Origin of the sequence: Flammeovirga sp. OC4 (genome assembly GCF_000812565.1) — a bacterium.
Taxonomy (GTDB): domain Bacteria; phylum Bacteroidota; class Bacteroidia; order Cytophagales; family Flammeovirgaceae; genus Flammeovirga.
Genome location: NZ_JTAM01000100.1, coordinates 1 through 22,793 on the forward strand (window position 1 = coordinate 1; position 22,793 = coordinate 22,793).

Here is a 22,793-nt window from a genome sequence, read left to right on the forward strand (position 1 = left end):
TTTCCCTTCAAGGCCGAGGTTAGAACTACCAAACTAAAAAAGAAGTCAAGTTAGCAGAAATCTCCCGATTTCTAAATATTCGAAAATTTAGTTTACATTGTGATAGGTTCATCCAAAATACTACTACTTTTTTCATTTAGAACATACATCTTTATATCAAAAAAGGCATTCACAAAACTATAAAAAATCAGAATCGATAGTTTATAATTCTGTAATGCCCTTGATTTTATTTTTTTAATTCTTCTAAGTTTTTGTACTGCTCAAGAGCTTTAGGATTCTGTAAAGCATCTGTATTTTTGACCGCTCTGCCATGGATGACATTTCTTACCGCAATTTCCACCATTTTACCACTTCTTGTTTTAGGGATATCATGGACTTCTATAATTTTAGAAGGGACGTGACGAGGAGTGGCATTGGTTCGAATTACCGTCCTTATTTCATTAATTAATGCTTCAGAAAAGGACTTATTCTCTTTTAGGACAACAAATAATACCACTCGACAGTCATCATTCCAATCTTGACCTACAGCGATACATTCTTTGATGGCATCTACTTTTAATGCTTGTCTGTAAATTTCAGCTGTACCGATACGAACGCCTCCTGGGTTTAAAACGGCATCTGATCGACCATAAATAATCAAGCCGTCATGATCTGTGATTTCCGCAAAATCACCTTGTGCCCAAATGTTTTTAAACCTTGAATAATAAGCATTATGATATCTTTCATTGCCTGGATCGTTCCAAAAGCCAATTGGCATAGAGGGGAAGGGACTTCTACAGACAAACTCTCCTTTGCCTTCTACAAGATGTTTGCCGTTATCATCTACCACATCTAAATCAAAGCCTAAACCTTTACATTGTAATTCACCAGCATAAACGGGAAGTGTAGGGTTTCCAGAAGCAAAAGCACCAATCAAATCAGTACCTCCAGAGATAGAAGAAAGGGTGAGATCCTTTTTGAATGTGTTGTAAACATATTGAAAACTTTCAATTGAAAGAGGAGATCCCGTAGAAAGAATCATTCGAAGTAGCTCTAATTTATGTGTTTCATTAGGAACAATGTCTGCTTTTTGCAAAGCCGATAGATATTTGGCGCTGACACCAAAGATGGAAATTTTTTCTTCATCAATAAGATCCAATAAATAATTAGGGTTAGGGTAGAAAGGACTTCCATCCAATACAATTAGTGTACAGCCACACGCTAAACCACTTACTAACCAGTTCCACATCATCCATCCACAAGTGGAGTAGTAGAAAAAAACATCGTTTTCCTTTAGATCAGTATGTAATAAGTGTTCTTTTTGATGCTCTAATAACACTCCACCTGCTTTATGTACTATACACTTGGGTTTCCCAGTTGTGCCAGAAGAATACATTATAAATAGTGGATGATGAAAAGGGAGTTGTACAAAGTCAATCTCTGTCTGTTCATTATTTATGTACTCTTCCCATGTTACCCCAATGGGAATTTCGGCGGTGGTATGAATATGATCATAGTAATGATATACAATGATTTTTTGGATGGAAGGAATACTTTCTGAAAGTGATTTCAATCTTTCAATGCAAGAGTGGACTTTCCCATTGTAACTGTAAGCATTCGCCGAGATTAAAAATTTGGGTTCCACTTGTCCAAACCGGTCCAATACCCCTTGATATCCAAAATCGGGACTGCAAGACGTCCAAACTCCTCCAATAGCTGTTGTAGCAAGCATTCCAATAATCGCTTCGATTGCATTTGGAGTATACCCGGCGACACGATCACCAATTTGCAGACCATCTTTTTTGAGCTGATAGGAAAGTTGAGCCACTTTTTGGTAAAGTTCTCTATATGAAATACTGTATTTTCTACCATTTTCTAGTCTTCCAACCAACGCTATTTTATCATCTCTTCTCCTTAAAAGGTTTTGAGCGTAATTCAGTGTTGCATTAGGAAAAAATTGACTTTCGGAGATATGATCATTAGAAACAAAGTAAGGAGGCTTTCCTTTATCTCCTTTTATTTTTGAAAAGTCCCAAACAGCTGACCAAAAGCCTTCTAAATCATTGATGCTTTCTTCAAATAATTTAAAATAATCGTATTCCTGATTGGGATAATAGGTTTGCTGAAAAGAGTACAGATTTGTTTTAGCAATATGTTCCCTGCTAGGTTTCCATAAAGCCTGAGTGTTATTGTTCATGTGTTATATGTGCAGTTGCGTGTGTTTACTTCTTTGAATTTAGCTATTTAATCTCTTTTTGCACAAAAAAAACGAGAAGTATTTACTTCTCGTTACTGTTTCCTTCAGGAATAATTTTTTCTATTGGATACTTATCAATGTATATTTCAGTGGATATTTTTGATTCTATATTATTGTGATCTACTAAGTAGAAAACAACTTCATAATCGCCTACTGTTTTTGATGGAATATTAAATTGACCATGGAAAACATCACCTTCAAAGTCGTCATAAATATAAGATGATCTCCATGCATTTTCGGTTCCAACATCTACAGGGTGAATATCTACTTTTAGGTAACCCAAATCAACATAATTCAACTGAGCCGTTACTTCCAGAAACTGAGCGGTTTCATCATACGGTTTTACGCTTGTATTCAACTCATGAATATTCATTAAATTTTGTTGAACCTTCTCTTCAGGGAGTGCACATGAATAAATGACACTTGAAGCGAAAATAAAAGCGAATATATATATTAATTTTTCTCGTAAAATTCTTTTCATATAAATCAACCTAATTAGTTGAATTGTTCTTCTACACAATACAATCTTTACACAAATTTATTTCTATATACAATGAGCCGTTTTATTATTAAAAGGTTGGATTTTAATTGTTAATATTTAATGATAAAAGGTTAATTATATTTAAGCTTCAATTTTTTAAGGGTAAAGTGAAGTTTAGATATCGTTTTTATGACTTAATAATTGGCTTCCATCATTTTTTTACCGCGGGTTGCTCTTAACAACGAGATATAAATTACAGCAGGTAAAATACATCTATTATTTGGATTACCTTTTATTTCGTCAGTCATTCCTTCTTCTACTAAAATTTCAAAAGGAAGTGAAGACATTCCTGTATTCTCTAAACCTAATGCTTTATCATTCAAACCTTGTATTAGCCTTTTTTCTAGCTTTATGCTATTAGAATCTGAACTGTAAGGGATTTCTAATTGATCAAGCAAGTGAAGTAGTATCTGCTTGTAAGGCACCTTTTCCTCCCTTAATAGGCCTGCTATTGTTGTATTGGCAAGTATTTGTAGCTCATGTCCAATTCTGTTTGAATATTTAAAGTAATCTTCTTCAAAGACAAGTGCCTCAATAGAATGAAGTAACCTACTTCTCTTTCTTATGGATTGATCTTGTTCAAAACACAAAATATTAAATAAAATACCCAGCTGTTCATTTGTACATTCTTCTAAAAACTGTAAATCTTTGTCCAATACCTTCGACATTACTTCCAATATATTTTTTGATAATTACTTCTGACCTATTTATTATACTGAATGAGACTTTGAGTAGATGTTTTTGTTTGGGTTTGTTTTAGTAGGTTAACGTCTAATTACATCATTTAAGGGCTTTTATCTAAAGGAATGCGAATGCTTAAGACGAAAATCATTACGTTGTGAAGTAAGTTTTCATCAGTTATAACGATTTCTTTTATGAAAGAAAAAGGGTTGCGTATCGTGGTTCGCAAGGATGTTGCAATGCAACGCCCCAATAGAAGCATTTTAGTAGTTGATTATAAACCTCTTGTCTTTTGATCTGTAATCAGATCCTCATTTAGTAGTATCTTCCCCTTCAAGGCCGGAACCAGAACTACACAGCTAAAAAAGGCGTAATTCCACTGGCGCTAATGTTAAGCGATAGCGTCATTAGTGCCCTATAGATCAAAAGAAATGTCCCGATTTCTAAAAACTATAAATAGTTGAAAATTGTAGTTTACAACGCGCTTATTTACTAACAACTCCTATTATTTTCTTTTACCCCAACTAACTTCGATAAGGATATACTATCTTTGCAGGCTTTTGTCTAGGTACATTCCTATATTGCAAATAAAAACATATCCTTCTATGAAAAGTCAAATCCCATCTTTAGCTCAAATCAAAAAGCACCTTGGTTTTGAAAGCTTCAATACCATTCAAAACGAGACTATTGAAAAATCAAAGACACACAATGAACTAATTTTATTATCTCCTACGGGTTCAGGTAAAACATTGGCGTTTTTATTACCTCTAATTGAAAAAATAAATTTTGATTTAAAGGAAGTACAATGCGTGATTATTGCTCCATCAAGGGAATTGGCATTACAGATTGAAGGCGTATTTAAAAGTATGGGAACACCTTTTTCTATCAATAGTGTGTATGGTGGGCATTCATTCAAAATAGAAGAAAAAAATCTATCGAATCCCCCTCATGTATTAGTGGGAACTCCAGGGAGGTTAGCAGATCATATTGACAAAGAGACTTTTGACTTCAGTTGTGTTGAGTATTTGATATTGGATGAATTTGATAAAGCATTAGAGTTTGGTTTTCAAAATGATATGGAATTTATCATTGAAGAATTAAGGTCTATACATTATAAAATGCTGACCTCTGCGACAGAGAGTGATGAAATTCCTGATTTTGTTAAAATGCAAAATCCTACAATTATGAATCATTTGGGTGGACAACTTCCTCCAAAATTAGAATTAAAATTTGTGCAAGCTGATGGAGTGGATAAATTGGCGATTCTTTTCAAATTGATTTGTAAAGTGGCTTCAGAACCTACTTTAATTTTCTGTAATCATAGAGCTGCGGTTGACAGGATAGGAGAGCATTTAAAAGAAAATAATATTCCTCAAGAATCTTTCCATGGCGGAATGGATCAGGAACAGCGAGAAAGAGCATTAACAAAATTCAGAAATGGTTCTGTTCATGTATTTTTAACGACTGATTTAGCTGCAAGAGGTTTGGATATTCCTTCCATCAAACATGTTATTCACTATCAATTACCACCGAAAGAGGATGCATTTATTCATAGAAATGGAAGAACTGCAAGGATGGATAAAGAAGGTGTAACATACCTTGTGATGTCTTCAGAAGACGAGTTTCCAGAATACATCGAAAATACTCCAACTCATTTAGCGTTACCGGCTATTGATCAAATGCCTGAACTTCCAGAATGGGAAACACTCTATATTAGTGGAGGAAAGAAGAATAAAATCAACAAAATTGATATTGTAGGACTCCTAGCAAAGAAAGGGAAGTTGCAGAAAGAAGAAATAGGATTGATAGAAGTGAAAGATTTTATGTCGTTTGTAGCTGTAAGTAGACCGAAGGCAAAAAAGGTAGCAGAAATTGTAAATAAGGAAAAAGTAAAAAGGCTGAAAATAAGGGTTGCAATAGCAAAATAACGGTTTTGGCATGATTCTATACTAGAGTAGTGCAGTATTTAATCTAACTGTATGACTGAGTAAATAAGCTCAGAAAATAAACTACTATTACTATGAATCAAACGAGTACCTTATTGTTGGGTATAGCATTAGCGATCATTATGCTTGGTATGGGTTTATCTCTCGTGCCCAATGATTTTAAAAGAATTCTTAAAAAGCCCTGGGCAGTACTGATAGGATTGGTATTACAAATTGTTTGTTTGCCGATCATCGCTTTTGGAATTGCTTACTATTTAGCATTGCCTTCTTTCATTGCATTAGGCTTAATTATTTTGGCAGCATGTCCAGGTGGACCGACTTCCAATTTAATCACGCACTTAGCCAATGGAGATACAGCTTTGTCAGTAACGCTGACAGCAGTAAGTAGTTTTGCGACTATCGTTACAATTCCTTTTGTGATCAACCTCGGATCATCATTTTTCTTGAGTCAAGACCAAACAATTTTATTGGATGTGCCTGATACAATCAAGAAAATTTTAATTGTAAGTATTATCCCAATCATTTTGGGAATGAGCATCCGTAAATTCTTACCGAGTTTTGCTGATAAAATGGCGAAGCCAACAAGAATTGCTTCAGCGGTGATTCTGATTGTGATGATTGTAGGTATTGTTGTAAAAGAGCGAAACAATGTAGTCGCTTATTTTGCACAAGCAGGATTAGCAACATTGCTATTAAATGTTTGTACAATGGGGTTAGGCTATATTGTAGCTCGTTTGGCACAATTAAAAACACCACAAGCGACTTCAATTGCGATTGAAACAGGTATTCAAAATGGAACAATGGCCATCACAATTGCTATTGGAATCATGGGAAGAGTAGACCTTTCAATTGCAGCAGGTGTTTACTCATTGATTATGTTTTTTACTTCTGGAGCGATAATATTTATCTTTTCAAAGAAAAATAAAGCGGAAGAGTCATTAGATTTTTCGGAATCTAAATAAATCTCAATACTCAAAGAATAGCCCTATGATATTCGTATCATAGGGCTATTTTTATGTATTTTTACCAAAAAAAAATTATGGCAGATAGAAGAGAAGTTAGAGCGGAAGAGCTTACATTGGCAAAACATCTTATCCAATTGGGAGGTGAAAACCCCGAGGAATTTGAATTACCTGTAATGGTAGATGATTATGAAAATGCAGTGATGGGAAGCATTAATTTTACACCTCCCGAAAAGTCGCCTTATAAAGCAGATATCGTTCAAGTAGTTTACAGAGATATTGATAGTATTCCTGTTGTGATTACATTGACAAAAAATGAAAACAATGAGATACTAGATATGGACTTCTGGAAAAAGGATTTTTCAAAATTGCAGCAATATCCAAAACCTGAAGAAGTTCAAGTGTTTAATAATAATGGTTTGGTTTAGAGGATATTAGTGATTTGATGGCCTATTTTAATAAAAAAGGACATTGAATGATGCATCTTTTTCAATTTTGAACGTCTACAATTCAAAAAGCTAGAGTATGAATACAAAAGATATTTGGAATAATTTTCATCAGGAACTAGAGGGTTTCATTACTTCAAAAGTAAATGAAAAGGATGAGGTACAGGATATTCTTCAAGATGTCTTTATTAAGATTCACGAGAAAAAAGCTTTATTGAAAGATGAACAACAATTAGAAAGTTGGATTTATCAGATTACAAGAAATTCAATTATTGATTTTTATAGAAAAAGAAAAAACAACCAGACTTTTGATGTAGATCAGGTAGATTTGCCTCAAGAATTTAACGGTTCAGATTCAAATCTTCAGGCATGTGAAGCTTGTGTAAAACCCTTTATTTTGCAGTTGCCAGAAAAATATCAAGATGTCTTGATGAAGGTAACTTACCATAGAGTTTCACAAAAAGAGTACGCTCATCAACATCAGCTTTCTTATTCGGCGGTGAAATCAAGAGTGCAAAGAGGAAGAGAACAATTAAAACAGTCTTTCGAAACTTGCTGTACTCAAGTAGATGATGGTTTTGGGAATATTACATTTAACTGTAAATCAGGTAACTGTAATTAAATTTCAAATTAATTCATTTTTTTTGCGTCCTTTTTAAAAAGTCTCGTCTATAAGGGTGAAAACGAGTTAATCACTTTTTAATCCCATAATAAGATGAACGAAAAAGAAATCAAATGCGCAGAAAATACAAAATGTACTTGTGATTGTAACTGCTGTAACTGCAGTCAAACTGAAGAGTCTGGTTGCAAGTGTACATCATCTGATGCTGACTGCTGCTAATTACAAAAGTTAATAGCAATAGAGAAACAAGCCCATAAGAAATGTTTATCATTCATCTTATGGGCTTGTTGTTTAATATTGAATTACTGCTTCAATTGGGCTTCAAAATCAGCCATAAATGCTGAAAGGACAAATGGATCTAAACTAGAATGATCAAATGTGATCGATAATGGAATCAACAACTGATCGCCTTGTTGGTAACGCTTGCCAAAATAGAAATAAGGCCTAGCAGAATCCAATGCAGAGGCATGTAATTGAAAACTTGTGAATTGAAGATTGGGTAAGTTGCCAATAAAATGTGCAGTGGCCCAAACCATCACCGGTAGTGGTGCGAAATCTCCATCTCTATTAAAAGCATAATCCAAACACTTCTTATAGTTTTTGAAATAGGTTTCAATAGTGGATTGAGCAGGATCTTCCACTATAATTTCCGTAAATCGTGTTTCGCCACCTACCGCAATAGGAGAGAATACGGGGAGGTTATCAAAAACATACCATTCATCTTCGATTTTTCGATATCTGAAATAAGGATGTTTTTTCATTGTTTCCACCAAAGTCCACATTAAATAAGCAGTGAAAGAGGCTCCCTCATATTGTTTGAGGTTTTCTTGATAGTATTGATATCCCTCTGTAATGTCTACTTGTAGGGTCATTTGTAGATTAGGCTCTCTTACTATTTCTTTTTGATGGAAAAAATCCAACGACCATTGTTCATAAGAACTAACCTCGTCCATTTTTATCTTTCTTCCACCGTATTTTTGGAGTAATTCTTCTTTTTCCATTTTGATCAATTTAGGCCGTAAAGATGTTTAAATTTTATGGTAATTTATACTTTAAAACATGGAATAAATCTAAATGTGGATTGAATATTTAAACAAAAAAAGAGTCATGTTGAATTGATCAACATGACTCTCTTTTATTATAATTTATATTGATTAATTACCTGTATATACATGTGTTTGTGGTACTTCTTGCAATGGATTTGCAGATTGGTTTAAACCAAAATGAACACCTACTAATATAACACCTAATGTACCGATAATTACTGTTGCTCCTTTGATAATGTCTAAAATATCATTCATAGTATAGATTCTTTTTTTATTGATAAAGAGTTGTTTCTTATAATTTAACAAACGGTGATTCTATACTTGAGTTCAATACATTTTAGAGTATTAACATATTGAGTTTTTAATACAAAATTAATTGTTTTTGAAGGCGGTAGTACTGTAAAATGGTTTGCCAGAGGTAGTAATACCTTCAATTTCTACTTGATACTCTGTTGATTTATCGTCAGTAAAGAAAGTGACGTTGGCTTTTCCATTTTCACCAAAAACAACGTTTGGTTCCCATAGGAGCGTAATTCTATGATCTGGCTTGGCGTGCTCATCGCTTTGAACATCGTATTTTGGTTGGTAGAATGTTCTACTAGTATAGAAGCCCGGTGATGTGATATTATCAAGTCCTTTTACGACATAAGAACCGCCTCCACCTTGTCTTGTATAAATAGCAATAACGCCATTAATTGCATTACTGGTGTAGATGCTTCCCTCTGACATATCCAAGACATCAATAAAACCAACTTCACTCATGGACATCGATTGTAAAAGAGAGATGTCAATTTGAAATCCATCGAGTACTACTGGAATATCAGAGTCATTGGATACAATAGCTTCTCCATTGTCATCAAAAGAGCCTCCACTTGTAGACAACATTCCAGAACGGCGAAGCACTTGAGCTGTTTTCATTTCTTGATTTAAAAACTCCCAAACCGTTAAACCAGAGGCATAGCCTAAAGAGTCAGTGACAAATCTTGCATTATAATTGGAGTGCAGTTTTGAGGCATGACTAAATTCTTCAGGTTCAGCCTCATCTACGATCTCCACTTCATCCAAAATGATTGTTTTGGTATTGAAAGCTCTGTCAATTTTTTCGATGTTGAGAATTTCTTTTTCAAACTGAGCTAATGAATTTCCTTTTGGAAGAATTGCTTTTTTCTCCTCAATTGGGAAGGAAACAGGAGGTTCAAGTTCAAAAATGGATATTTTGACCGAATTATTTTTCGTTACCTTCTTTCTTTTCTCATTGTATTTTTTTGCTTGAAAAATAAAGTCAGTGGAATCAAAAAATACCATTCCAGTAAAAGTAAATCCACCTTGGTTATCTGTTAGTACTGATTCATGAATTAACTTTTTGTCCAATGATGTCATAGTAATCTCTGCTTGCTGATACTTCTTTTCGTTCCAGAAGTTACTCGTTCTACCTCTCAATGAAATGCCAGGTTCAGGGATAAATTTAAGTTGTAAACTATCTTTAGCTTCTTCAATCCAATCAATTTTTCGATAGCCTTGTGTCAACATTAAGTCATCAAGTGCATAATCTTTTTGAGTATCAAAATTTTGGAAGTACCAAGTTGGGTTTTCAATATTACCTTTCAACTCGTTCGACAAGATTAATTGGGCAATGATATTATTTTTTTTCTGTGATACATCTACCAATTTTTGATCGACAATGGCCAATGAAGCGTCACCATTAATAGGTGCACCATTTTCGTCTTTTAGGTCGATAGTTAATTCTACTTTCTCACGTTTTTTGTAGTTCTGTTGATCCAGTTGGATATTAACATCTTGAGGATCATAATGGAAAACAACCCTTTCAACAATAGGTTTTAATTCCTTGTTTAATAACGTAAGTTTTATAATGCCATTATTAACGTCTTCTAAAGGCATCTTGATTGGGATGAGCTTTTTGCCGGCAGGGCATTCCCACGAATAAATAATTTTATTATCAGTAGAGGCGAGTAAGTAACCTCCATTTTCTAGTGCTTTATCACTGGAGATGACTTTTACATATAAATCATTTCTTTTGACGACAAATAAAGTAGTACCTTCTTTAGTCGATTTTGGTAATGCATATCTTGTAGGCGACTTTTCATTTGCATCACGATCAAGAATGGCATAATAATGATCTCCTTCTTCTGCATGAATAAAAAAGTTGCTCATACCCAATTCATTACCATGCACTTCCGTGATTAGCTTATCTTCTTGATTGTAAACCTTGGCGTTGAATTGTTCTCCATAACCGTTCTGATTTACAAGTTTAACACCTATTTTGGTTGATAGCCCTTGAATGAATTGCCCACTCTCTGGGAAAAATTGTAAATCATAGCGTTGCTTTCGATTTAAAACTTGTTCATTGGTAGTTCCATCTTCAAATACAGGTGTTTCTACTCTTAAAGAGTCTGGATTGATTTGATAAACTTGAATTTCCTGATTGAAAAATGTACTATCACCAAAATTCCTCATCCAGTTCGTATAAGCACGAAGACGGTATCTACCTTCCTCTAAATCAGTTCTTAATTTAAAGTCTCCATTACTGTATTCACCATTACCGTAAATTTTTCTTTCGTCAATAATTTCTCCAGTAGGAGAGATCAATTCTACTTGAACAGCTTTACTCCATTGATCACTTGAAAGGGAGGAGGCTTTTCTGAGGTATACTTTGAACCATAAATTCTCACCAGCCATATAATAGGGCTTATCAGTGTGAACATAAATGGCATCATTGGTTTTCAATCGGTTGTTGGTGTTGATCACTTTTATCAATTGGTCAATGCTTGAGATTTCTTCCCAACTAATGAGAAAAAAACAAGGGATTAGGATAAAAAGTGTCAGTCGTAATAATTTCATTTTAGTAGTCATGTTTAGTTTGTTATTTGAGAGTAATTATTTATTACTATTTAGATTTCACTTAATCTAACCAAAAATAGATGAATGATTGATCTTTTCAAATTTATTGTGGATTAGTCATCAAAAATGAAGTAAAGTAATAACAGAAATCGTGAGATTTCTGTTGATCTGAAGGACACGAATGACGCTAACCCTTAACATTCGCGCCAGTGAGCTTTCTACCATTTTAGTTTGGTAGTATTCCCCCCGGCATTGAAGGGAAAAGCGTTAAGAATTTCATGTATTGAGCCGTTAAGAATGATTTTGCTGTTTGAGCGCAGCGAGTTTAAAATCATTTTGGCGATAGAAATGGAATTTAGCTTTTGACTTCTAAGCCTAGATTTTTTGCTTCGTTTTTCATCAATGGAAAAATGAAGAAGAAGGAAGCTTGAAAGTAGGACATAAAAGCCTGCAGAATAATTGATTGAAAGCTTACAGTAATTTAGTTTACAATAGTGCTATTGTTTGAAATAAAAAAGGCTGCCTTGAAACCTAATATTCAAGACAGCCTTTCAATCAAATTATATTGAATGATTAACGAATTTCTTCGCTCTATTTCATTAACTCTTCAACAGCTTTTCGAAGTTGTTGATCAACTCCTTCTACTACAACGTCTTTATCTTGAGCGATTTTTACATCAGGCTCAATTTGTTGATTTTCAAGGAAGTTTCCATTCATATCTTTCACACCCACTTGTGGAATACCAAATACTAATGATGGATCTTGTAATCTTTCCCACCAAACAGCAGTCATCGTACCAGGAACAGGCATACCGATTATTTTACCAATTCCTAAAGTTTTGTACGCATAAGGGAAAGCGTGTGCATCAGAATAGTTACCCTCTGAAGCTAAAACAGCAGATGGTTTAGTCCATTTATTGATAGGTTCAGTGCCAAACTTCTGATTATTTGGAGCAAATTGAGCATAGACTTTTCCACTTAAGAAAGTAACTAGATCATCATGTAACCATCCACCTCCATTGAAGCGAGTGTCAACAATTAAGGCTTCTTTATTGTAATTTTTACCCAATGCTTCTGAGTAAACAGTTCTGAAAGAAGAACTATTCATCCCTCTAACGTGAACATAGCCAATTTTACCATTTGAAGCTTCTTCTGTTTCTTTCTCTCTCTGTTTTACCCATCTTTTGTAAAGTAAATTGCTTAAAGCACCTTGTGAGATAGGTTTTACTTCCGTTTTGATCACTTTATTTTTAGTCGGATCTAAAATTGTAAGGTAAGTAGAAGTACCTCTTTTGTGATTCAATAATTGGAAATAATCTTGACCTGCAACGATCTTTTGACCATCAATTTCAGTGATAATCATCCCTGCCTTAACTTCTTCATCAATTTTTGTCAACGGGCTACCTTCGATCACTTCAAGAATCTCTAATCCATCATTTTGGTATTCAGGATTATAGAATGCACCTAAAGTGGCAGTTTGATCTCCATTACGGCTAGAAGCATAATAACGACATCCGGTATGAGAACCATTGAGTTCACCTAACATTTCACTCAACATTTCGGAGTAGTCGTAATTGTTAGAGATATAAGGTAAGAACTTCGCGTAAGAAGTTTTGTAGTACGCCCAATCTAAACCATGGATATTAGAATCGTAAAACTTCTTTTTGACTTGTCTCCAAACATGATCAAACATGTATTCTCTTTCAGCAGCATGATCTAAATAATAAGATGCTGCATATGAAATACTCTTTCTTTTATTTGACTTTACGTCCATTTTGGCAAATTTGCCATTCGTGACAAAGAAGATATTTTTGTGGTCTTTATCGAACTGTAAGTTGCCTCCGTAACCTGATAATTTCAATACTAATTTTGTCTCATTTTTACGGATATCTTTTGACCATAGATCATATCCACCTTCAAAACGCGACATGTAGAAAAGTTTGCTGCCATCTTTAGTCAACAACATATCAGAAGTGAAAGATGAATTGATTGTCAATCGTAAAATACGGTCTTTTAAACCATCAAAATCGATGACTAAAGCCTCTTCTTTGTCGTCTTCCTTTTTATCATCCTCTTTCTTTTTCTTCTTTTTAGAATCGTCTTCTTTGTCTTCCTTCTCTTTCTTTTTTGCTTCTTTACGAGCTTCCTCTAGAAGTTCAAACTCTTCTTTCGAAAGTTGGAATTCATCATAAGCCTCTTTTGTTAAGAAAAGAGCGAAAACATCATCTTCAGCACCCCAGCTACCATGACTTCTAAAACCGTAACGGTCATTCGAAAAAATGATGGCTTTACCATCCATCGCAAACTTTGGTTGACCACTGTTGTAGCCACTTTCCGTAAGGTTGATGATATTTTGATCACCTTTCGCATCCACTAAGGCAATGTCTGAACTTGTCCATTGGTGAGGAGAATATTGAACGACAAACCATTTACCATCAGGTGACCAATCATAAGCTTGATCTCCATCAGAATAAGAATAATTATACGTACCTGGAAGAATCACTCTTTCCTTTTTTGTATCAAGGTTAATCACTTTTAAAGTAGTTCTCTCTTCCAAGAAAGCGATTTCATCCCCTTTTGGAGACCACATGGGTTGAAATTCTTCTTCTGCTTTGTCAGTCACCACTTTTTCTACAAATGATGAAGCAGAAACAAAATACAGGTCTTCTTCATTTTCAATTTCAGAAGTATAGATATTCCATGAGTCATTTCTCTCACCAGCATATACTAATTTTCTGCCGTCAGGAGAGAAGCTTACCGAACGTTCTTGTTCAGGTGTTTTTGTGATTTGAACTGTAGTGTTGTAATCTACTGAAGTGACAAAAACATCTCCTCTTAAGATAAATGCCATTTCTTTTCCATTAGGAGAAACGGCAATTTGATTACCACCACTTGATTTTCTTTCGAAAGTGACATTATTGACTTTTGAATCATTCAGAATTTCAATCTTTACTTTTTGTGGTTTTTCATCCTTTACGAAAGTATAGATCTCACCATCATAACCAAAACACATTTTTCCATCTTCAGTAACCGTTAAGAAACGAATAGGGTGTTTGTCAAAAGAGGTCAATCTTTCTTTGTTACTACCGTCTAGTTTTGTAGTCCAAACGTTAAATGAACCTTCCTCTTCACTAAGGTAAACAATGGTTTGATCGTCTTTATAAAACTGAGGGTATTGATCTTCACCTTTAAAAGTAGAGATTTGTTGGTGTTTGTTTGATGCTATATCGTAAACCCAAATATCTCTTGTTACTGATGAAGTGTGGTGTTTTCTCCAATTATCTTCATACCCTTTTACATCTTGATAAAGAATTGTTTTTTGATCCTTGCTGTAAGTTGCGTTAACCGCCGAAGTACTTAGAATTTGTTCAGGTCTACCGCCTTTTACTGCAATGCTGTACAACTCTGGTAACCTCGCATAAGGAAACTGAGCACTTTTTTGATCGTCTAAAATTGTAGCCGTGTATAAAACAGCTTTACCGTCAGGAGTGAAAGACGATGGAATTTCTTTGTTTGAATGATAGGTTAATCGTTGAGGAGCACCGCCTTCTGCATTCATGACAAATACGTCAAAATTACCAAATCGGTCCGATGCAAAGGCAATTCGTTTGCTATCAGGACTCCATACTGGAGAAAAATCATGTGCAATATGATGAGTGATCGCTTGTGCTTTACCTCCATTAGTAGGTACTACATACAAGTCACCTTGATAAGAGAACGCGATTTTTGAACCGTCAGGAGAGATTGATGGATAGCGCATCCATAATGGAGATTGCGCAAAAGTAGATAGCCCTAAAAGACAGATTAGGGCAAAACTGAATAGTCTTTTCATAAATTGAATTGATTAAAAATTTATTTATAGTTTGTTTGATTGACACTGACGTGAACTTAATAAAAAAATAGAAAGGAAATAATAAATTGAGTGGTTTTATGTATCAATGGATCAAAATTTATGCAATATAGTTGCAAAAAGGTCAATTATTGTATTTTCAACATCTCTTAAAATAAGATAAATCAACTTTTTTTTAAGATTATTTTTCGCTCATTAAATTCTTCATGCTGTAAATCTAAAATAAAATAGATAACCTCAAGATAATCAATTATATAGCATTACCGAAGAGATGTAAACTATGTTATAAGTAATTAAAAGTACAGGTGTTACAATGCAGAAAATCAACAATATAGAATGGTGTATACCTTGTTTTTATAAAAGTTAAAATGCTTTCAAATACAAAAAACCTTTCTTAGAATTGTATTAGCAAATAACATAAAGCACAACCTAATTTTATTATTTAAACCTAGTTCAATATTAATATGAGATACATCATCTTATAACATGCTAAACTTTCGATTCACTTTATCAAGTGAAGTAATCTAAAGAAAATAACATTGTATTCATCTAAGATGAATTAAAGGGTCTTTGTAGTAAGAGCAATTTTGAATGTTTTTAACAAGAAGAACATTTGTATTCAGTAGATTTGTCGAATTGAGTAATTAATTCACTTTTCATTTTCCACTATATAGGATAGTTGGGCCTTTTCTTTGGAAGCCTACCTATGTCTTTTATGATATAACAAAATATACATTCATTCTGTATTGGAATGAACCCTTAATTCGTATGTCAAAAAAATAAGTGGACTAAACTGCCCATGATCAGTACATTGGGTAACCTGATACTTGTGTTCAATATATATATCCAATCAATCAATTATTAACTTAACATGAAAAAAAGAGTACTTTATTTTCTCTTTCTTTTCTTGGGGGTGGTTGTCACAGCCTTTTCTCAGGAAAGAACAATTAAAGGTGTCATTCGTGATGCCAACGGGGAAACCCTTCCTGGTGCCACAGTGATGGTCGAAGGGACAACAAACGGTTCAGTATCAGACTTTGATGGTAATTATACTGTTTCTGCTACATCAAATGAAGCAGTTTTAGTGGTTCGCCTTATTGGTTACAAAACACAGAATGTTACTATTGGTTCGAAGTCCGTAATTGACTTTACAATGGAAGAGGATGTGGAACAACTAGAAGAAGTAGTTGTTACTGCATTAGGGATTGAAAAAGACAAAAAGTCATTAGGTTACTCTGTATCAGAGGTAAAAGGTGATGACTTAAAAGGTGCAGATACCGGCGTTTTGAATAACCTAAACGGTAAAGTTGCAGGTGTACAGGTCAACACATCTTCAGGAGCACCTGGTGCATCTTCTCGTATTACTATCCGTGGTAACTCTTCTTTGACAGGTAGTAATCAACCGTTATTCGTAATTGATGGTGTGCCAATGGACAACACATACAACTCTGGTAATACATCAAGCGGAGGTACCGATTTTGGTTCTCCAATCAACGATATTAACCCTGATGACATTGAATCAATGTCGGTATTAAAAGGCCCTAACGCAGCCGCTTTGTATGGTTCTAGAGCACAAAATGGTGCTATTGTAATCACTACAAAATCAGGTAAAGGATCTCAAGGATTGGGCGTTTCATTGTCCAATACAACCACTTTCCAAAAGCCTTTAGTTTTACCGAATTACCAAAACGAGTACGGTCAGGGTTTAAATGGTCAATTCTCATTTTCTGATGGTAAAAACGGTGGTACTTATGATGGGGTAGACGAATCTTGGGGACCGCGTTTAGATGCAGGTTTAATGATTCCTCAGTTTTACTCTAATGGAGAACCAGTTCCATGGGTTTCTAATCCAGACAACGTGAAAGACTTTTTCGAAACTGGACATGTTTCCACTACCAACTTGTCAATTCAAAATGCTACTGATAAATCAAATGTTCGTTTCTCATTGATGTATTCAGACCAAGACGGTATGGTGCCAAATACAGGTCTTGAAAATTACTCAGCTTCATTGAATTTTGGACACAAAATCACGGATAAGTTGCAGTTGGATACAAAAGTAACGTATTCAAGAAGAGCGTCAGACAACTTACCTCAACAAGGTTATGGAGAAAACAACGTAATGCAGCAATTTGTATGGTTTGGTCGACAAGTAGATACAAACCTATTGAAGGACTATAAAAAAGCTGATGGTACGCCTTACAACTGGAACTACAACTACCATGATAATCCGTATTGGATCTTGAACGAGAACACCAACTCTCAACTTAGAGACCGTGTGAATGGTTATGCTTCATTAAAGTGGAATATTACTGATTACTTAAATTTCAAAGTTAAAGGGGGTACAGACTTGTATACAGAAAACCGTATGTCTAAGTCAGCAATGTACTCAATCAATGACCCTGATGGCGGTTTTTATGAATCGAACTACTTTGTGAATGAGACAAACTTCGATTTCTTATTCTCCTTCTCAAAAGATTTTGGTAGAGACTGGAACGTGAATGCTAACTTCGGTGGTAACAACATGTATAGGGTGTATAAATCGAATTCAATGGAAGCATTTGGTCTAGCATCACCAGGTGTCTATACTCCAGCCAATGCAACAGGACAGGTAGAATCACAAACTTATTTTGAAGAGAGAATTATCAACTCTTTATATGGTACCGCTTCAGTAGGGTTCAGAGATTACTTATTCGCAGATGTGACATTACGTAATGATTGGTCGTCTACTTTACCGATCCAAAACAACTCGTTTATGTATCCATCGGTCAACCTTTCTTATGTATTCTCTGAGCATATTGACCTTCCTTCTTGGATTACACAAGGTAAAATTAGAGGTGGATGGGCAGAAGTAGGTAACGATACTGACCCTTACAATACCATGAACGTGTATACAAGTGGATTACCTTATAATGGTTATCCAATGTTTAAATATGAAACAACACAAGCCAATCCAGATCTAAGATCTGAAAGAACACAATCTTGGGAAGTTGGTTTAGATATGGGCTTCTTTAATAATCGTTTAGGATTTGAAGCGGCTTATTATGAAAAGTCAACGTATGATCAGATTGTTCCAGCTGACGTATCTGCTGCTTCAGGGTATAGATATACTTATATCAATGCAGGGCAAATTGATAACAAGGGTTTTGAATTGATGGTATTTGCTACGCCAGTTCAAACAGATGAAGTGACTTGGGATGTGTCTTTCAACTTCTCAAAAAACAAAAACACTGTTGTTGAGTTAGCTGATGGTGTCGATTCATTCATCTTAGGTGATTTCTGGGGACTTTCAACAGAAGCTAGACCGGGTGAAGAATTAGGTACTTTCTACGGTTATGCTTATCAAAGAGATGATGCGGGCAATGTGATGGTCGATGAAAATGGCTTCCCAATGAAGACAGAAGAAAAAGTAAAATTAGGTTCTATCAACCCTGATTGGAGAGGTGGTATCCGTAACTCTGTTTCTTACAAAAACTTCACTTTATCAGCTTTAATTGATATTTCAGTGGGTGGAGATATCTTCTCAGTGACAAATATGTTTGGTGAATACGCTGGTGTGTTAGATGTAACAGCCATGAACCGTGAAGCAGGTAGAGTGACAGAAGGTGTTGGTGTGGATGGAAATCCAAACACGACAGTAGTATCTACACAAGATTATTATCAATCACTTTACGGAATCCATGAGGAGTATTTATACGATGCAACTTATGTAAAACTTGCGGAGTTATCAATTGCTTACAATATCCCTTCTACATTCACGAAGAAATATGGTATCAAAGGAATGAGCGTTGCATTTGTAGGAAATAACCTTTGGATGATTCATAAAAATGCTCCAAATATTGACCCTCAAGCAGGTTTCGGTTCTAGCTTATCGGGTCAAGGGTTTGAATTTGGACAGTTACCATCACCACAAAGCTTTGGTTTTGATATCAAGATGAAATTCTAATATACCATTTCTGACGAGTAGCATTATCTAAATAAAGTTGGGGGATTTTTCCCTCAACCACAATTTGAATAAAAATGAAAAAATCAATTATATATATAGCATCCATCCTAATGACTTTGGGCATGACATCATGTTTCAAAAACTTTGAGGAGATGCAAATGAACCCTAATTACCCTACAGATGTAAATCCAGGGAACTTATTTGCCAATGCCACATTTTCAAGAATAGGTGGTGTTTATGGTGTGCAAGCCGAAGATTTCAATATGACAGCAAGTGGTCTTTGGGCACAACACTTTGGTAAGATCCAATATATCGACGAGGATTATTATGAATACAGATCCAATGTGATCGATTTATTTTGGAAATACATGTATGCAGGTTCTTCATCAAACGGTACAGCTTCTTTGTATGATTTAGAATTGGCTATCATGAAAATTCGTGAATTAAAAGAGGCTTTACAAGCAGAGGCAAACCCCGATGTAAAAGCCATTGCAGATGCTGAAGCAATGGAAGGTGCAATGTTAGTGGTTCGTACTTACCTTTTCTCAGTAATGACTGACGTATGGGGAGATATTCCTTATTCTGAAGCATTAAAAACAGTTGCTTTAGGTTATGAATCAACGATTACTCAACCAAAGTACGATGCACAGAAAGATATCTACAACGATTTATTTAATCGCCTAGCAGAAGCAAATGAATTATTATCCAATGGCGGTAAAATTGAGCCACAATCGGATATGATTTATGGAGGTGATACTCAAAAGTGGCAAAAATTTGCCAACTCTTTAGCCGCTCGATTATACATTCATATTTCAAAAGTGGATCCATCGACTGCAGCAAGTGGTTTGGAGTTAATTTTTGGTAACCCAGGAAAATACCCTGTTTTTACATCGATTGAGGATGATGCGATGTTGACGTATGCAGGTACTCAGCCTTATGAACATCCCTTCTTTGAAAACTATGTGCGTGATGCTCGTGATGATCATGCCATTTCATATACTATGATTGATATGATGAAAGAAAGAAAAGATGCTCGTATGTATATTTTTGCGACACCAACACCATCATCAATTGCGTTGTTTGACTCAACTGGGAATACGGCAGATATTCAATATTATGGTATCGAAAATGGTAAGCCAAAAGGAGAAGAATTTAAAATTGCTGACATCTCAAGAATCGGTGTCTTGTATAGAGGTACAGCCAACAGTGTATCGCATATTATGTCATATTCGGAGTTGGAATTTATTAGAGCTGAAGCAGCTGCATTATTAAATGTAGGGAGTGCCGGTGATGCAAAAACAGCTTACGAAAAAGGAATTCATGCTTCTTTTGAAAGTCAGTATAAATTGGCTGATCAATATGGTATCAGAACAGCGTCTTTTGTAGATCAAAATGGTGCAACTACTTTATCAGAACGAGTAGTCACTGAAGAGGACGGAACTGACATTGAAATTGCGTTAGCCAATCTTGAAGATCACTATAAAAGAACGTTGGAAACCGAAGCCGTTGCTTGGAATGCTGGTAAAGCAGCACAGTTGATTGCAGAACAAAAGTTCATTTCGATTTTCACGAATGGCCCTGAAGCATTTACAGAAGTTCGTCGTACCAATTACCCTCAACTTACTTTTGTAAGAGGTGGTACACAGTATAAAGGTTTAGGTTTACCGTACCGTTTTCCTTATGCAATTTCAGAACAAACTACAAACGGTGCTAATTGGGCTCCTGCAGCAGAAGGTATCACAAACACCATGTACGGTAAAACACTTTGGTGGAATACAAAAGCATTTGACAACTATAGAATATTAAATAATTAGTAGTATAGATTAGATTTTAATTCATAGAACTATGAATTGGAACTTAAAGTTAGATTTAAAGAACCATCCAATCGGGTGGTTCTTTTTCTTTTTGATTTTTTCTCTCGCCTATTGAGACTGGATAGCTCTATCAAAACTTCATCGTTTTGAGATACTCAAGCATCAAAATAATTTCATAAAGAAATTATTGTAATTCACGAAAACTTCATTCAAATTGTAGTGTTCTTAGTTTATAATTTATACCATTAAAAATGAATAACTACTTGTAAACTAAGTTTACGTTATTAATAGTGTTTAAAAACCAAGAGATTTCTGATGATCTGAAGGGCACTTACCTTTTGCCTTCTAAGCCTAGATTTTTTGCTTCGTTTTTCATCAATGGAAAAATGAAGAAGAAGGAAGCTTGAAAGAAGGATATAAAAGTCTGTGGAATAATTGATTGAAAGTTTATGGTAATTTAGTTTACAATGTAATAACTTACGTTCATATGCTACTGAAAACATTTAACTATTGTATATTTCTCTTTTTACTTCTTTTTTCCTTTAAAGTCAACGCTCAGAATTGGGAAAAGCGACATAAGTTTGCAAAGTCCTATTTTGGAATCAGTAACTATATTGTCCCCAATTTATCAAATGGTAATTACTTAGCCACTGAAGGGAATGGCTCCATTCAAACGTTTTCAAAAAGTGGATTTTTATCTCCTGCCATAAATATCGGCGCTACACACTTTTGGGGGTATGCTGATTTCTATATTTCCATCAATACTGCTTCGATCAATTAGGACAAGATAAGATAAAAAATGCCTATCGATTTGGCACTTTTACGGGATTAAGAATTTATCCATTGGCTTCAAAAGAAAGGAGTATTCGTCCCTATTTGGGCTATAAATTTTCACCATTTAGATATAAACAGGAAGATCTTTCTGAACAACAATTTGCATATACCCAAGTGAAATCAGTTTTTGATATAGGTATAGGAGTTCAACTTCCAAAGTTTTACCTCACCTTGGAATACAGTAGAGTGATGAATACCTCTTTTGAAACTTATCTATCAAGATCAGTAAAAAGTGTAGATCACTTTCCTAGTCAAACATTTCAAGTAGGGTTGAATTATAGTATAGAAACGACCAAGAGTGCAAGTAATGAGTCTAACCGAAAATTAAATAAAACGCTAAGTTCTTCTAATAAATGGGGAATATTTCTTGCGCTTGGACCTTCCTCCGCTTTCCCAACTGCATCCTCAAGTTATGTAACGGATCTATATCCCTTTTTAGATGACAAGGCTTTTCCATCCATTTTTGCGGACATTGCTATAGGTTATCATTTCACAAAATGGGATTTGGTGACAGCGGTAGCCTTTAGGCAGATGTCACAAAAGCGTAGTGCGTATGAACTAGACTTAAATATTAAAAGGAAGAGTATCAATTTTGAAGCTTATAAATTTATAGCTGACTATCATGGCTTTGCACCTTATATCGGCTTAGGTGTAAGTTATGAAGATATTGCACTGCATGAAAACAATAATAGTGAAGAACAGCCTTCACAACATTTATCGACTTTCACTCCAAACCTTGTTTTCGGTTGGGATATACGCCCAAGTGAAAAAGGAGATTGGTGGGTGCTACGAACTAACTTAAGGTATTTTCCGCTATTAGAATTAGAGCGTCAACAGAAATCATTAAGTCTTCAGTTTATTGAGTTTAACTTTATCCAATTTGTCTTTTATCCTCAGCGCCTAAGGAAATTAAACCAAATGAATTAATATGAAAGATTCACGCTCCAAAAACGTAACCCATCTCTTTTTCTTTCTACAAAAATCACACTTGTTTTGTAATACATTAAACAGTAA

15 protein-coding genes are annotated in these 22,793 nt (G+C 34.9%); 8 read left to right on the forward strand and 7 right to left on the reverse strand.

Features of this window, described 5'->3' with window-relative positions; all coding sequences use genetic code 11:
* Window positions 1-226: 226 nt before the first annotated feature.
* From PL77_RS27945 to PL77_RS27955, 3 genes are all read right to left on the reverse strand, one after another.
* Window positions 227-2,176 (reverse strand): acetoacetate--CoA ligase, encoded by a 1,950-nt coding sequence (locus PL77_RS27945; RefSeq protein WP_044212833.1) that lies wholly within the window; start codon window positions 2,174-2,176, stop codon window positions 227-229.
* Between the two features lie 82 nt (window positions 2,177-2,258).
* The gene (locus PL77_RS27950) at window positions 2,259-2,717 is read right to left on the reverse strand and encodes a hypothetical protein (RefSeq protein ID WP_044212836.1); all 459 of its coding nucleotides are present in this window, start codon (window positions 2,715-2,717) and stop codon (window positions 2,259-2,261) included.
* A 194-nt stretch (window positions 2,718-2,911) separates the two neighbouring features.
* Window positions 2,912-3,445 carry a DUF3944 domain-containing protein gene (locus PL77_RS27955; RefSeq protein ID WP_044212838.1) on the reverse strand — a complete coding sequence of 178 codons (534 nt, stop codon included), beginning with the start codon at window positions 3,443-3,445 and terminating at the stop codon, window positions 2,912-2,914.
* 618 nt (window positions 3,446-4,063) lie between these two features.
* Here PL77_RS27955 and PL77_RS27960 point away from each other — a divergent pair.
* From PL77_RS27960 to PL77_RS27975, 4 genes are all read left to right on the forward strand, one after another.
* Window positions 4,064-5,386, forward strand: a complete 1,323-nt coding sequence (locus tag PL77_RS27960) for a DEAD/DEAH box helicase (RefSeq protein WP_044212840.1) — start codon at window positions 4,064-4,066, stop codon at window positions 5,384-5,386.
* A 92-nt stretch (window positions 5,387-5,478) separates the two neighbouring features.
* Window positions 5,479-6,366 carry a bile acid:sodium symporter family protein gene (locus PL77_RS27965; protein ID WP_044212842.1) on the forward strand — a complete coding sequence of 296 codons (888 nt, stop codon included), beginning with the start codon at window positions 5,479-5,481 and terminating at the stop codon, window positions 6,364-6,366.
* Between the two features lie 77 nt (window positions 6,367-6,443).
* Window positions 6,444-6,794 (forward strand): hypothetical protein, encoded by a 351-nt coding sequence (locus PL77_RS27970; protein ID WP_044212864.1) that lies wholly within the window; start codon window positions 6,444-6,446, stop codon window positions 6,792-6,794.
* Between the two features lie 97 nt (window positions 6,795-6,891).
* The gene (locus tag PL77_RS27975) at window positions 6,892-7,434 is read left to right on the forward strand and encodes a sigma-70 family RNA polymerase sigma factor (RefSeq protein WP_044212843.1); all 543 of its coding nucleotides are present in this window, start codon (window positions 6,892-6,894) and stop codon (window positions 7,432-7,434) included.
* Window positions 7,435-7,736: 302 nt separating this feature from the next.
* Here PL77_RS27975 and PL77_RS27980 read toward each other — a convergent pair whose 3' ends face one another.
* From PL77_RS27980 to PL77_RS27995, 4 genes are all read right to left on the reverse strand, one after another.
* On the reverse strand, window positions 7,737-8,435 hold the full coding sequence (locus tag PL77_RS27980) for a CatA-like O-acetyltransferase (RefSeq protein WP_044212845.1): 699 nt from the start codon (window positions 8,433-8,435) through the stop codon (window positions 7,737-7,739).
* A 153-nt stretch (window positions 8,436-8,588) separates the two neighbouring features.
* Complete coding sequence (locus PL77_RS27985) at window positions 8,589-8,786, reverse strand: hypothetical protein (RefSeq protein ID WP_044212847.1); 198 nt, start codon at window positions 8,784-8,786, stop codon at window positions 8,589-8,591.
* A gap of 66 nt (window positions 8,787-8,852) precedes the next feature.
* Complete coding sequence (locus PL77_RS27990; RefSeq protein WP_156152582.1) at window positions 8,853-11,339, reverse strand: hypothetical protein; 2,487 nt, start codon at window positions 11,337-11,339, stop codon at window positions 8,853-8,855.
* A gap of 591 nt (window positions 11,340-11,930) precedes the next feature.
* Window positions 11,931-15,170, reverse strand: a complete 3,240-nt coding sequence (locus PL77_RS27995; RefSeq protein ID WP_044212853.1) for a S41 family peptidase — start codon at window positions 15,168-15,170, stop codon at window positions 11,931-11,933.
* Between the two features lie 889 nt (window positions 15,171-16,059).
* On the opposite strand from PL77_RS27995, the gene PL77_RS28000 reads away from it, so the two are divergent.
* The 4 genes from PL77_RS28000 to PL77_RS28015 all read left to right on the forward strand — a co-directional run bounded on the left by PL77_RS28000 (window position 16,060) and on the right by PL77_RS28015 (window position 22,706).
* Window positions 16,060-19,131: a SusC/RagA family TonB-linked outer membrane protein gene (locus PL77_RS28000; RefSeq protein ID WP_044212855.1), complete on the forward strand. Its 3,072-nt coding sequence runs from the start codon at window positions 16,060-16,062 to the stop codon at window positions 19,129-19,131.
* Window positions 19,132-19,205: 74 nt separating this feature from the next.
* The gene (locus PL77_RS28005; protein ID WP_082026773.1) at window positions 19,206-20,945 is read left to right on the forward strand and encodes a SusD/RagB family nutrient-binding outer membrane lipoprotein; all 1,740 of its coding nucleotides are present in this window, start codon (window positions 19,206-19,208) and stop codon (window positions 20,943-20,945) included.
* Window positions 20,946-21,432: 487 nt separating this feature from the next.
* On the forward strand, window positions 21,433-21,726 hold the full coding sequence (locus PL77_RS28010) for a hypothetical protein (RefSeq protein ID WP_044212859.1): 294 nt from the start codon (window positions 21,433-21,435) through the stop codon (window positions 21,724-21,726).
* Window positions 21,727-21,788: 62 nt separating this feature from the next.
* The gene (locus PL77_RS28015) at window positions 21,789-22,706 is read left to right on the forward strand and encodes a hypothetical protein (protein WP_156152583.1); all 918 of its coding nucleotides are present in this window, start codon (window positions 21,789-21,791) and stop codon (window positions 22,704-22,706) included.
* Window positions 22,707-22,793: the final 87 nt, after the last annotated feature.